The 13489-nt window shown below is 51.3% G+C and carries 12 protein-coding genes; 6 read left to right on the top strand and 6 right to left on the bottom strand.

Annotated features, from left to right (window positions below; genetic code table 11):
• Nucleotides 1-32: 32 nt before the first annotated feature.
• Entirely contained in the window at nt 33-1595 is a 1563-nt protein-coding gene (gene nadB, locus HY394_03890; protein ID MBI4053151.1) for an L-aspartate oxidase, read from the top strand.
• A 43-nt stretch (nt 1596-1638) separates the two neighbouring features.
• Nucleotides 1639-2061, top strand: a complete 423-nt coding sequence (locus HY394_03885) for a cytochrome c oxidase subunit II (GenBank protein ID MBI4053150.1) — start codon at nt 1639-1641, stop codon at nt 2059-2061.
• 36 nt (nt 2062-2097) lie between these two features.
• Here the strand turns inward: HY394_03885 and carB are convergent, their stop codons facing one another.
• The 3 genes from carB to HY394_03870 form a co-directional block, all read right to left on the bottom strand.
• Entirely contained in the window at nt 2098-5304 is a 3207-nt protein-coding gene (carB, locus tag HY394_03880; GenBank protein ID MBI4053149.1) for a carbamoyl-phosphate synthase (glutamine-hydrolyzing) large subunit, read from the bottom strand.
• Nucleotides 5301-6413, bottom strand: a complete 1113-nt coding sequence (carA, locus tag HY394_03875) for a glutamine-hydrolyzing carbamoyl-phosphate synthase small subunit (GenBank protein ID MBI4053148.1) — start codon at nt 6411-6413, stop codon at nt 5301-5303. Before carA ends, carB begins: the two co-directional genes overlap by 4 nt.
• A 104-nt stretch (nt 6414-6517) precedes the next feature.
• Nucleotides 6518-7381 carry a VIT1/CCC1 transporter family protein gene (locus tag HY394_03870; protein ID MBI4053147.1) on the bottom strand — a complete coding sequence of 288 codons (864 nt, stop codon included), beginning with the start codon at nt 7379-7381 and terminating at the stop codon, nt 6518-6520.
• A 155-nt stretch (nt 7382-7536) separates the two neighbouring features.
• Between HY394_03870 and HY394_03865 the strand changes: the two genes are divergently transcribed.
• Entirely contained in the window at nt 7537-8787 is a 1251-nt protein-coding gene (locus HY394_03865; protein ID MBI4053146.1) for a DUF1015 domain-containing protein, read from the top strand.
• A 19-nt stretch (nt 8788-8806) separates the two neighbouring features.
• Here HY394_03865 and HY394_03860 read toward each other — a convergent pair whose 3' ends face one another.
• A complete protein-coding gene (locus tag HY394_03860; protein ID MBI4053145.1) occupies nt 8807-10339 on the bottom strand; it encodes a 2-isopropylmalate synthase in 1533 nt (510 codons plus the stop codon).
• Nucleotides 10332-10496 (bottom strand): hypothetical protein, encoded by a 165-nt coding sequence (locus tag HY394_03855; protein ID MBI4053144.1) that lies wholly within the window; start codon nt 10494-10496, stop codon nt 10332-10334. Before HY394_03855 ends, HY394_03860 begins: the two co-directional genes overlap by 8 nt.
• A gap of 174 nt (nt 10497-10670) precedes the next feature.
• Between HY394_03855 and HY394_03850 the strand changes: the two genes are divergently transcribed.
• Nucleotides 10671-10817, top strand: coding sequence for a hypothetical protein (locus HY394_03850; protein ID MBI4053143.1), 147 nt, complete (start codon nt 10671-10673; stop codon nt 10815-10817).
• Between the two features lie 6 nt (nt 10818-10823).
• Here HY394_03850 and HY394_03845 read toward each other — a convergent pair whose 3' ends face one another.
• Nucleotides 10824-12569 (bottom strand): cation:proton antiporter, encoded by a 1746-nt coding sequence (locus HY394_03845; GenBank protein MBI4053142.1) that lies wholly within the window; start codon nt 12567-12569, stop codon nt 10824-10826.
• A gap of 17 nt (nt 12570-12586) precedes the next feature.
• Between HY394_03845 and HY394_03840 the strand changes: the two genes are divergently transcribed.
• On the top strand, nt 12587-12739 hold the full coding sequence (locus HY394_03840) for a hypothetical protein (GenBank protein ID MBI4053141.1): 153 nt from the start codon (nt 12587-12589) through the stop codon (nt 12737-12739).
• A 4-nt stretch (nt 12740-12743) separates the two neighbouring features.
• On the top strand, nt 12744-13451 hold the full coding sequence (locus tag HY394_03835; protein ID MBI4053140.1) for a DUF2075 domain-containing protein: 708 nt from the start codon (nt 12744-12746) through the stop codon (nt 13449-13451).
• The last annotated feature ends 38 nt before the right edge of the window (nt 13452-13489 follow it).

Below are 13489 nucleotides of genomic sequence, written 5' to 3'. Positions count from 1 at the left end.
CTTGATTTTTTTGGAAATATGCAGTGTTTTCTATGCCCATCGTGAAAAGGTTTGCCTGCACGTTTGACTCAAAGCGGCTGCAAAAAGAAAAAGCAGGCCTGTTGATTGCGGGCAGCGGCCTGGCCGGCCTGTCAGCAGCGTTTCACGCTTCAAGGATTGCTCCGGAAGAAAAGATTATCGTGGCGGCAAAGACCCTGCCTGAAAAAAGCAGTTCGTTCAAGGCGCAGGGCGGAATTGCATGCGCGTTCTCTCAAAACGATTCGCCTGAAAAGCTTGCTTCCGATACAATCCGCGTCGGCTATGGCCTGTCCGACAAAAAAGCCGTGCAAATCCTCGCAAAAGAAGGCAAAGGCGCAATGGAGGAACTTATCGGCATGGGCCTTGAATTCGACAAATCCCTTTCAGGCGAAATCGCCCTCGGCTTGGAGGCGGCGCATTCACAGAACAGGGTTTTGCACATCGGCGGCGACGCAACCGGAAAAAGCCTTACGCGGTTTTTTTTGAGCCTTGTGAAGGAACGGCCGAATGTTGAGGTTCGCAAAAACTTTCACCTGCTTGAACTGCTCGGGCAAAAAGGCGTTTCCGGCGCGCTTTTGTCTGAAAATGGTAAACAAACAATTGTGCTGGCAAATGCAATCATCATTGCCTCCGGCGGGTATTCGTCGGTTTTTTCCAATTCAACGAATTTTTCCGAGAACGCCGGCGAGGCGTGCGCGATTGCGCGGAGGGCCGGTGCAAGGCTTCAGGACATGGAGTTCGAGCAATTCCATCCGACCGCGTTCCGTGCAGGCGACGGCATGTTTTTGGTGAGCGAGCGCGTGCGCGGGGAAGGCGCTTTGCTTGTGAACTCGAAAGGCGAAAGGTTCCTGGAAAACCTGCCGGGCAAGGAGCTTGCGCCGCGCGACGTGGTGGCGAGAAAAATCTTTGAACAAATTTCCAAAGGCGAAAAGGTTTTTCTCGACGTTTCCGGAATTCCGGATTTTGCCGCAAAGTTCCCGTCCATTTCAGCAGGCTTAAAGGAACGCGGCTTTCGCCTGTCCGGAGGCATGATTCCAGTAGAGCCGGCGGCGCATTATTCGATCGGCGGAATCAAAAGCGATGTCGATGGCAGGACAAACCTTCAAGGCCTGTTCGTTGCCGGGGAAGCTTCGTGCACAGGCCTGCATGGCGCGAACAGGCTTGCGTCAAATTCCCTTATGGAAACAATTGTTTTCGGAAAGCGCGCAGCGGTTTCGGCGTGCAGGGAAAAAACCAAAAAGCCTGGCGCGCAGAAAAACGTGCCAGCGAAAAAAGCTTCCGCAAATGCGGATAATAGCGTGGTTTCGGAAAAGATTTTGCAATTGCGCAATGCGATGTGGCTTGGCTGCGGAATCGTGCGCAATGAACCCGGCCTCAAGAGCCTGCTTTCGGAAATCGCGGCTTTGCAAAAAGGGTTTTTCTGCGCGCAAACCGAAAAGGAAGCTGAATTCCATAACATGGCTTTTGCGTGCAATGCCATCGTGTCATGCGCATTGAAGCGCAGGGAAAGCAGGGGAACGCATTACCGTTCAGATTATCCGAACACCGCGCCGGTTGCAAGGCATTCGGTTTTCTGATTTGGGGAAAATCTTAAAAAGCGGATAATCATAAGTTTGTTTCATGGCGAAATCTTTCGGGGCAATTTTTGTTCCGGTCCTCCTTGTTTCCGTTTTACTGCTTTTAGGCTGCGCCCAGCAATCGCAGTCCAACCAGCAAACAGGCGGTTCCGCTTCGAGCGGCAACGGTTCCACGGCAAAAACCGGGGAAGTCAAATCATTTGACGTTGTGGCAAAGCAGTTTGAATTCGTGCCCGGCACTATAACCGTCAAAAAGGGCGACACTGTCAGGCTGAAAATCACCAGCAAGGACGTAGAGCACGGCATCGCGATTCCGGAGTTCGGCGTGGACAAGACCATTCCTGCGGGTGAAACAGTCACTGTTGAATTTGTCGCAAGCAAGACAGGAACATTCGAGTTCCACTGCAACGTTTTCTGCGGCGAAGGGCACAAGGAAATGACCGGAAAACTTGTGGTTGAAGAATAAAGCGCGCAATCTTCTTTTTCGAGGTATTCCTTTTTTTTATCTCACGTATTCGTCCCAGCTTTTTATTTCAATGTCTTCCAGGTCCATTTTTGCGATTGCGTCGATGAACTGCTTTGCGATCTGCAGGTTTGTTATGAGCGGAACGTTGAAATCAACGGTTGCGCGCCTCAACAGGTAGGCTCCGCCAGTCGAATCGATTTTTTTGGAGTTGTCCGGAACGTTTATTACCATGTCAATCTTTTTTTCCGACAGGTAGTCTTTGACGTTGGGCTTTTTCTTTTCCTGCACCTTGTGCAGCATCTTGCATTCTATGCCCTCGTTTTTGAGGAATTTCGCGGTGTTGTCGGTTGCGTAAACCCGGTACGCGCGCTTTTTGAGCAGTGCTTTAAGCGAATCCAGGAGCTTGAACCTGTTTTCGTCGCCGCTCACGCTGACAAGAATGCTTTTTTCGGGAATTTTCTGGCCGGTTGAAAGCATTGCCTTCAGCAAGGCATCATCCAAATCCTTTCCCAGGCAGCCGACTTCGCCGGTCGAAGCCATTTCTACTCCGGAAATGGGATCGGCGCCTTTCAGCCTCGAGAAGGAGAACTGTGCCGCCTTGACTCCGACATGGTCCAGTTCCAAAAGCGATTGCTGTAATGGAAGGACATTGCTTTTCATTATGGCTGTTGCCGCCAATCCCGCAAAGTCCGTGCCGGACACCTTTGAAACGAAGGGAAACGAGCGCGAGGCGCGCAGGTTGCATTCTATTACCCGCACCTTGTTGTTTTTGGCTATGAACTGGATATTGAATGGCCCGGTTATCTGCAAGGCTTCGGCAATCCTTTGGGCGATCTGCTTTGCCTGCCTGATGGTTTCAATGTAGGTTTTCTGCGGCGGCATGACAATCGTTGCATCGCCGGAGTGGGTGCCCGCGTTTTCGACGTGCTCGGTTATGGCGGTTGCAAGCAGCCTGCCGTTTTTTGCGACCGCATCGACCTCTATTTCCCGCGCATTGAGGATGAACTTGCTTATTACAACAGGATATTCTGATGACAGTGAAGTGGCCTTTTCCAGGTATTCCTTGAGGTCGGCCTCGTTGAACGCAACCGACATTGCCGCGCCGCTCAGCACATATGAGGGGCGAACAAGCACTGGAAAGCCGGCTTTTTTTGAAAACGCAAGCGCCTCTTCCTCCCGCGTCAGTTCCTCCCATTCGGGCTGGTCTATGCCGAGTTCGTCGCACAGGCTCGAAAACTTGTGCCTGTCTTCCGCGTTGTCGATTTTTTCAGTCGGAGTGCCCAAAACGTTGACTCCGTTTTCCGCCAGTTTTTTCGCAAGATTGTTGGGAATCTGGCCGCCCATGGAAACGATTATGCCAAGCGGTTTCTCTTTTTCGTAAATGTCCAGGACGCGTTCAAGGCTCAATTCCTCAAAATAGAGCCTGTCGCAGATGTCGTAGTCTGTGCTAACCGTTTCCGGGTTGAAGTTTATGATTGTTGTCGAGTACCCGAGCTTTTTGAGGTTCCGGATGCTTGAAACGCAGCACCAGTCGAACTCCACGCTTGAGCCGATGCTGTAGGCGCCGGAGCCCAGCACTATCACCGAGTTGCGGCTGTCGAATTTTATGTCATCAGCGTTCCCGTTGTAAGTCGAGTAAAGGTAGTTGGTTTCGGCGGGGAATTCCGCCGCGAGAGTGTCAATCTGCTTTATGCCCGGAAGGACGCAGAGTTTTTTCCTCGCATTGCGCACGACAATCTCATCGTCTTTTCCAGTGATGATTGCAATCTGCTTGTCGGAAAAGCCGAGCTGTTTTGCCTTAAGCATTGCCTCCGCGGAAATGCCCTCAAGCCCCGACTTGCGGAGTTCCTCTTCCATGCCGACAATGTTTTCCAGCTTGAACAAAAACCATTTGTCGATGCCGGTCAGCGAATAGATTTTGTCCACGGAATAGCCCTGCCTGAGCGAGAAAATCACGGCGAACAGCCTCTTGTCCGTCGGGTTTTTGAGGGAATGCGAAACCCTTTCGAAAATCATCTTGTTGCCGACAACGCCGTACATTCCGATGTTAAGCATGCGCACGGCTTTCTGCAGGGCTTCCTCGAATTTCCTGCCGATTGCCATGACCTCTCCCACTGATTTCATTTCCGAGCCGATGTTGGTTGAAACGCGCGGAAATTTCTGCAAATCCCATCTCGGTATTTTCACAACGCAGTAGTCGAGCGCGGGCTCGAAGCACGCCATGGTCTTTTTCGTGATGGAATTTTTTATTTCCGTCAGGCAATGGCCGAGGCCGAGCTTTGCGGCAATGAACGCAAGCGGATAGCCCGTCGCTTTAGAAGCAAGCGCGGAACTCCTGCTCAGGCGCGCGTTCACCTCTATCACGCGGTAATCCTCGGATCCGGGGTCCAACGCAAACTGGATGTTGCATTCGCCTACAATGCCGAAATGCCTTATGACTTTGAGGGAAATTTCCCTTAGCTTGTGGTATTCCGCGTTTGTCAGGGTCTGCGAGGGCGCAACGACAATGCTTTCGCCGGTGTGGATTCCAAGCGGGTCGAAATTTTCCATGTTGCAGACTGTTATGCAGTTGTCGAACCTGTCCCTTACGACCTCGTATTCTATTTCCTTCCACCCGGCAAGGTATTCCTCTACAAGGACCTGGTCCGAATATGAGAATGAGACCTTTGAAATTTCTGCGAGCTTTTTTTGGTCATACGCCATGCCTGAGCCCTGGCCGCCCAAAGTGAATGCGGCGCGCAGTATGACCGGAAAACCGATTTTTTTCGCCGCTTTCTCCACTTCTTTTTCGCTTGTGCATGGAATGCTTTCCGGCACTTTCACGCCGATGCCCTCAAGCTCTTTTTTGAACAGTTCCCTGTCCTCGGTCTTGCGGATTGCCTCGACAGGGGTGCCGAGCACTTTCACCCCGTGCTTTTCCAGCACCCTGCCGTCCGAAAGCGCTATGCCGCAGTTCAAAGCCGTCTGGCCGCCGAATGCAAGCATTATGGCATCAGGCTTTTCCTTTTCAATGACCTTTTCCACGAAATGCGGGGTAATCGGAAGAAAATAAACCTTGTCCGCAAAATCCCTTGAAGTCTGCACAGTCGCAATGTTCGGGTTAATCACGATCGCTTCAATGCCCTCTTCCTTGAGCGCCTTTATGCATTGGCTTCCGCTGTAGTCGAATTCTCCGGCCTGGCCGATGCGCAATGCTCCGGAGCCGAGCACGAGGACTTTTTTCACGCTTTCTCCGGTGATCATTTGAGCATCGCCAAAAACTCGTCGAACAGGAATTCCGTGTCAGTCGGCCCTGGAAACGCTTCCGGATGGAACTGCACCGACATGAACGGCTTTGACTTGTGCCTTATGCCTTCATTCGTTGCATCGTTCGCGTTCCTGAACCATGGTTCCCAGGCTTTCGGCAGGGTTTTTTCGTTGACCGCGAATCCGTGGTTCTGCGAAGTGATGAAACACCTTTTGGTTCCAACCATCTGGCACGGCTGGTTCTGGCCCCTGTGCCCGTATTTCAGCTTGTAGGTGTCGGCGCCTGCGGCAAGTGCAAGGAGCTGGTTGCCGAGGCAGATGCCGAAAGCCGGGACCTCCCGTTCAAGCGCCGCTTTTATGTTTGCAATCGTTGCCCCGCACATTTTCGGGTCGCCGGGGCCGTTTGAAATGAACAGGCCGTCGAAGTCAACCTTGTTCGCAAAAAAATCGTAATTCCAAGGCACGCGGATGATTTTCACTCCGCGCCTGAGGAAACAGCGGATGATGTTGTTTTTCATTCCGCAGTCGATTGCCAGGACCTTTTTCACGCCCTTGCCGTAAACCACCGGCCTGTCGGTGCCTGCGCGGGACACAAGATTTTCCCTGTTCGGGTCGAAAAATTCCAAATCCTTGTTTCCGACGATTATTTTTCCGGGCATCACGCCTTTTTCGCGCAGCTTTTTCGTGAGTTCGCGCGTATCGATTCCAAAAATTGCAGGAACATTGTTTTCAACAAGCCATTCGCGCAGTGATTCCGAGGAATCCCAGTGGTGGTCGTTCTTCGAGTATTCGCTTACGACCAGGCCGGAAATCTGTATTCTGCCGGACTCGAATTGACGGTCAAACCCGTTTTCCTGTTCTTTTTTCGGCACGCCGTAATTGCCGACCATCGGATACGTCAGCACTAGAATCTGGCCCAGGTAGCTTGGGTCGGTGAAGGATTCAGGATAGCCGACCATGCCCGTGTTGAAGACAACCTCTCCGGCAACGCTTTTTTCCGAGCCGAAGCTGTAACCTGAAAAAACAGTGCCATCCGAGAGGACAAGTTTCGCCTCAGGATGGTTTTCGTAATTTTTTGCTTTGTAAAATCCGCTTTTCGGGCCGATTTTTTGTTCCAACCAAACCCGCAAATAACCGAACAGCAAATACTATTTAAACCTAATGGGGTTTTTTGCCCGGATGCCGGAATGGGTTCATCGTCTTTATGCAGCTATATTCCGAGGAACAATTTCAGTGCAAACCCGATTGCAAACGACACCAGTGCAACGCCGAGGCTTATTGCGGCCATTTCAATGAACCTTTTTTTGAACGAATAATCTTTTGCCACTGAAATGTAGAACGTGAAAATGAAAATGATTGCGATTGCCACTGCAAGAGTGCACGCAAGCGACAAAAGCGGGTTCGAAAAAACAAAGTACGGCAGTATGAGGAAAAACACCGCGAAAATGTAGGCAATGCCCGTGTAGACCGCGGCCTTGAACGGGTTCCTGCGGGTTTCCTCGGATTTCGTGGAAAGGTATTCCGAAGCCGCCATTGAAAGCGTTGCAGCGATTCCGGTGACAAGGCCCACCAGTGCAATCAGCTTTGAATTCTGCAATGCGAGCGTCAGGCCTGCAAGCGCTCCGGTCAGTTCGACCAGCGCATCGTTCAGGCCCAGAACCATTGAACCCGCATATTCCAGCTTTTCCTCGTCAAGCATGCCGAGCAGTTCCATTTCATGCCTGTCCTCGTCTTCAAGTATGCGTTTCGCTTCCGGAATGCTTTTCGCGATTTTCGCATAATTGATTTGCGCAAGCTCCTCGCCTTTTTCCATTAGCTTGAGGCCGAAAGTCAGGCCGAAAACCCCGGAAACAAGAGAGTAAGCGCGCGCCAAAAACATGTTCGGCTTGAGTTCCTTTCCCGTGTGCTTTTTCCAGAAATTGTAGTGCCTCAGCTCGTCTGCGGCAATCTGCGTCAGGATGCGCCTGTTTTTAGCGTTCTTTTCACGGCCCGCAAGCCGGAGGTAAACTAAATTCTCGGTAATCTCGTTTTGCTGCAGGGCAAGCAATTCCTCTGCAATGGATTTGCCGGTCATCAGGCAGAATAAACGCCGTTTTTTTATTTAAGCGTGACGCTTGCGCTTCAAGGCGGCCTTATAAATCCGGCTGGGCGGCGATCGGCTGTTCCGGGATTAGTATTAAATCCGTTTTCGTGCCCAATTACTGTTCTGAAAAATTCGTGGTGTTTTTTTTGGCTGAAGTACTGCCTTTCAGGGCACTGCATTACGATTTTGCAAGGGAAAGCGCGCAGGCCGTGGCATGCCCGCCTTATGACATAATTTCCGAATCCGAAAAGAAGGCATTGCTTGCGAAAAGCCCGCACAATTTCGTGCGCATTCTGCTTCCGGAAAGCTATGGCGAAGCGGCGGAGCTTTTGGGCGAATGGATCGCAAAAGGCATTCTGGTTGAGGATGACAAATCCGCGTTTTTCGTTTTACGCCAGGATTTTGAGTTCGGCGGCAAACAGTTTTCAAGGCCCGGTCTGATCGGCATTGTGAAACTTGAGCCGTTCGAAAAAAAAATCGTCCTTGCGCACGAGAAAACCTCATCCGGCCCGAAGGAAGACAGGACAAGGCTCATGGATGCCTGCCACGCCAACACGGAATTCATCTGGTCGATGTTCGAGGATGAAAGCGGCAAATTCAAGGCAATTCTCGAAAAATCCATGCACGGAATTCCTCTGGCGGAAGCAACCGACCGGAACGGCGTGAAAAACGTTTTGTGGAAAATTTCCGACTTGGGCGCAATTGAAGCGCTTGAAACATTGTTCAAAGGCAGGCGGATTTTCATAGCCGACGGCCACCACCGTTACACTGCCGCGCTGAATTATGCCAAATCCTTGCCGCGTGCGGATGGCGGGGTTCTGCCGCAGGACTATTTTCCGATGCTGTTATCCGAAATGTCCGACCCGGGCCTTATGATTTTCTCGACGCACAGGCTGTGCAGGAAAATACCGGAGGAAGCGCTTGAGGGTTTCGTGGAAAAGCTGTCGGAAAATTTTTCGGTTGAAAAAATTTCCGGCAAAAATCCTTCCGCTGCAATGGAGGGCAAAAACCAGGCCTTCGTCTTATACATAAAAGGCTCTTTTTTCCTGGTTTCCCTCAAAAACCCTTTTGCGCTTGAATCGCTTTCCGGCGAGGACGCAAGCCATTCTTCGGATTGGAAAAACCTCGACGTTACAGTGCTGCATTCGCTCATCATAAAGCCGCTGCTCGGCATCGACGGCGCCGACTTCGGGCCTGATGGAAAAATATCGTATTCGCGCGATTTGAAGGAAACGCTTTCCTTGGTGGACTCCGGTGATTTCCAGCTCGCGTTCCTGATGAACTTCGGCAGGGTCGGATCCGTGAAAATGATTGCTTTGAACGGGGAAGTGATGCCGCACAAAAGCACTTATTTCTGGCCCAAGCCTTTGAGCGGGCTTGTCATGCGGAAGTTTTGAACCTTTCCGCTTCCGGCGGCTATTTTTTTGGGCGTTTGGCCGCCATGTTAAGCATTTTTTCCGTCGCCTTCACTGCCGCCATGAGCTGGTCGGAATCGACGCCGATTGTCTTGAAAACATTGCTCTTGCCCGACTTCCAGGTTATGGTGGCTTCCACGATTGCATCCGTCTTTCCGCCCGGCGGAATCCTGACTTCGTAGTCCAGCAGTTCGGGCAGCCTGAAGCCGGCTTTTTTGGAAATCTTTTTCAGCGCGTTCATGAACGCATCATAACCGCCGTTGCCTTCGCCTTTTTCCTCAAACTTCCTGCCGAAAACCTTGAGCCTGACTTCCGCTGACGGCCTGACGCCAAGGCCGGATTTTGAAACGCATTTTTCTATGCTCACGGCTTTCGCGTTCGAGCCGTTGGCTATGGCGTCGGAAACAATGAACGGCAAATCAGCTGTCGTTACCTTTTCTTTTTTTTCGCCCAGCTCGACAACCTTGTTCCTCACTGCCTTGACCTGCTCCTCGCTGAGTTCCATGCCAAGCCGCCTGAGATTCATTTCAATGCTCGCTTTGCCTGTAAGCTTTCCCAATGCATATTCGCGCTGCCTGCCGAACCTCTGCGGCATCAGCTCGTTTTCGTAGAGCTTTCCCTTCTTGTCGCCGTCCGCGTGTATGCCGGCTGTCTGCGTGAAAACATTGTCCCCGCTTATGGGCTTGTTCTGCGAAACCCTCTTTCCGGAAAACGCCTCGATTATCTTGCTTGCATTGAACATCTGGGTTTCGTCTACGCCGACGGAGAAACCGCCTTTGTCCTTCAATGCAACGACAACCTCGTCAAGCGGCGCGTTTCCCGCCCTCTCGCCGAGGCCATTCACTGTAACGTGCACTGCCTTGGCCCCCGCCTGGCACGCAGCCAAAGAGTTTGCGGTCGCAAGGCCGTAATCGTTGTGCGCATGGAATTCGAATTCCGCCCACGGAAACCTTTCAACCATTTCCTTCACGAAAGCAGCTGTTTCCGGCGGCGAAAGGTTGCCCAAAGTGTCCGGCAGGAAAAACCTTTTCACTCCCGCGCCTTTCAGCCTTTCAACCATGCCGAAGACAAAGTCCTTTGAATGGCGCATTCCATTGCTCCAGTCTTCGAGAAAAAGGTTCACTGTAAGGCCTTTCGCCTTTGCCAATGCGATGTTCTGCCTGACGTCTTCCGCGTGCTGTTCAAGCGTTTTCCCAAGCTGGGTTTCACAGTGCCTTCTCGAGCCTTTCGCCAGCAGATTAAGCACTTTGATGTTGCAGTCGGAAAGCCATTGCACGGTCTTGCCGAAATCCACGAAACCCAGAACCTCGACCCTTGCCTGCAAGCCGTTTTTCATGGCCCAGTCGCCTATGCGCTTCACGCTTTCCTTTTCCTCTTTCGAGAGAATGACGCTTGCAACCTCTATCCTGTCGGCCTTCACGTCAAGCAAAAGCGTCTTGGCAATGCTAAGCTTTTCCTGGCCGGAAAACGAAACATCGCTTGTCTGCTCGCCGTCCCTGAGCGTAGTGTCCAGAATTTCAATCCTTTCAGGCAATTTTCACCACTTCCAATTGCACGGCCTTTGCGGAGGCTGAAAATAAAAAACCTGCTGGCTGACGGCTGTTTAAATGAAAGAAAAAGCTCTCAGAACCCGCGTTGGGGCAGGATTTGTCCATCCCTTCTTTCAGCCATGAAATACCTAAACCGCTCAAGGCTTTTTAAACATTTGTTTAAGCGATTTTTGGCCGGGCTGGCTGTTTTTTTCAAAAAAGTTTTATGTCGCCTGGCAATACCTTTTTAAGTTTTTAAGCGCTGTTAGTTTGCTTCAAACGGATTTTCCTTGCGGCGGCCTTGTTTTTTTGGCCGCATTTTCGGGGTGATTTCAAATGGTTTCAATGACTTCAATGTCGTCAATGGCGGTAAACTTTTTCGGCGCAGCCAACGCCAACGTCATTGCCTTCGGCATACTGGCACTGGCAATAATCGCCTTTTTTGCCTTTTTCCGTGCAAGGGTGCGCGCCCACCCTGCATAGGCGGCTTTATTTTATCAGCCCGCGTTCCTTGTCTTCCGCAGCAACCTTTTCCTTCAGGTAGTCGACGAATTCGTCTTCCAGCATGGTTATGCGGTTGTCCTCGGCCGGGTCAAGGTATTTTGCAATGCTTTTGAGCATCTGGTTTGCGCTGACAATCGGCGTCAGAACCACGAAGTCCGCGCCGGCCTCGTACAGCCTGAGCGCATCCGCATAATAGTGGGCGCGCGCGAACACCTTTATTTCCGGGTTTTCGCGCTTTGCCCTTTTGAGCAGTATAGTGGATTCCCTGCTGAACGGAAGCGCCAGCACAAGGATTTTTGCCTTGTTCAGTTTGACCTTTCTCCAGATTTCGCGGTTGTTTATGTCGCCGTACATCGCATTCATTCCCGCGCGGATGGATTCCGCGACAACATTCGGGTTGTGGTCTATTATTATTGTCCGGTAATGTTTGCTGAGCTCCGGGGCTATTTCCGAGCCGAACGTGCCGGAACCGAAAATGACGATGTGGCCGCTGAATTCCTCTTCTTTCGGCAGCTTTTCAAGTTCCTTCAGCTTCCCGTCAAACCTGATTTTCGAGAGCTGTGGGAACAGCGTGGAAAACGCCTTTTTTGCAAAGTCATAGATTGCCGGCGTCCTGCCCACGATGAACGGCGTTGTAGCCATTGAAAGCGTTATCGCAAGCAGGGAAACGGAATAGAGCTCCGGAGAAAGCTGTCCCAAACTGAAGCCCTGGCTTGCGATTATGAACGAGAATTCGCTCGCCTGCCCCAGAGACGCGCCTATCAGGAAAGCTATCCTTGAACCGTAGCCGGACAGCATTCCGATGGCAAAGTAAACGAACGGGTTGAAGAAATAGACCACGAACAGGAACAGTGCGACAAAAATCAGGGGGGTGCCCGCAAATGAAAGAGTTATCTGCATGCCAAGCGAAACGAAAAAAATGGTTGAAAAGAAGTCGCGTATGCCGGAAATCCTGCCCAGCGCCTCCACGTTGTATGCCAGGCTTGAAAGGCTCAGCCCGCCAATGAACGCGCCCGCGGCAATGGAAAAGTCGAGGAAATGCGCCAGTGAAACGAATGCGAATGCGGTTGACAGGACTATGAGATAGAATATTTCGCCGGATTCCGAGAAAATGTGCAATGCTTTCGGCAGCACGAACCTGTTCATTATGATTGCGAGCACTGCCAGCGCGGCAATGCTTCCGAAAAACCAGATGAACGTCTGCACGGCAAAGAGGTTGGCCACGTTCTTGAGGACCGGCAGTATGAGCACTGCAATGATGTCCTGCACGACGGCGAAGCCGATTATGAGCCTTCCATGCAGCGAGTCGATCTGGTTTTTTTCCGACAGGATTTTGACTACTATGACCGTTGAGCTGAATGAAAGTATGAGTGCAATGTAGAGGCTTTCCGTGAACGGCAGGCCAAGGAATGTCATGGAACTGAAAACGAACAGGCTTGTGGCAAGCACCTGCCCGACGGCGCCGAACACCACGACAGATTTAAGCTTGAAAAGCTTTGAAAAATCGGATTCGATGCCGACCGCGAAAAGCAGGAATGCCATGCCAAGTTCCGAAAATACCGCGATTTCCGAGGAATTGCCTATGATCCTTAAGCCGATGGGGCCGATGACCAGGCCGGCGACAAGGTATGCGATTATTGTCGGCTGTCTCAGGAACTTCGCCGCCGCGGCGACAACAGTTCCGGCAAGAAGGATTATGCCAAGGCTGGCAAACAAGGAAATGTCAACCATCCAAAACCAGAATATAAATGCGGTTTGAGCTTTTTATTGATTTGCATCCGCCGGTTTGCCGCTTTCAGCCGGCAGCATTTGTTTTGGCTTCCGGCCAACCATCTGCCCAAAAGAATAAAAATGGCGGCGGCTTATTAATAATGAAAATAATGAAAAATGGTTTTTGGTGAGCGCATGAAACGGGTGAAGACTGGCATTGAAGGTTTGGATGAGCTTCTGCTCGGCGGCATTCCAGAGGGCAGTTCTGTTCTCGTTTCCGGAGGGCCGGGGACGGGCAAAACCATTCTTGGCATGCAGTACGTTTACAGGGGCGCTGAATCCTACAATGAGCCCGGCGTCTTCGTCACGGTTGAAAGCAACCTGAAAAACATCACCTGGAACATGGTCGCTTTTGACTGGAACATACGAAAAATGCAGGAAGAAAAGCTGATGAGCATTTATCGGTTGAAGCTTGACGCAAAGGACAATGATTCCATGGAGGAAAAAATCGACGAGGAACTGGACATAATTTCGTCGCTCGTCAAGGAAATCGACGCTAAAAGGCTTGTCGTGGATTCAACGACCCCTTTGGGCATGTGGTTCAAGCAGGATGTGCTGCGCAACCTCTTGTACCATTTTGTTGACAAGCTCAAGGAACTGGACTGCACAACATTGCTGATTGCCGAAACCCGAGGCGAAAAGAATTCCTTCAGCGCCTTCGGAGTCGAGGAGTTCGTCGTCGACGGAGTCGTAATGCTTTATTTCACGCCGCCGCACCGCAGCATTTTCGTGCGCAAAATGCGCGGAACCGACCATGACAAGAGCCCGCACCCGTTTGAAATCGGCGAGGGCGGAGTCAGCGTGAAGGCAAAGGAAACAGTGCTCTGGGAAGCGATAAAATAAGCGAAGCGATAAAAGCGGGAAATAAGCGTTCAGTTTTT

This window comes from Candidatus Diapherotrites archaeon (genome assembly GCA_016205145.1).
Taxonomy (GTDB): Archaea; Iainarchaeota; Iainarchaeia; order Iainarchaeales; family JACQJH01; genus JACQJH01.
The sequence above is the reverse complement of the archived record's forward strand: the minus strand, read 5'-3'. Positions and strand labels throughout refer to the sequence as shown.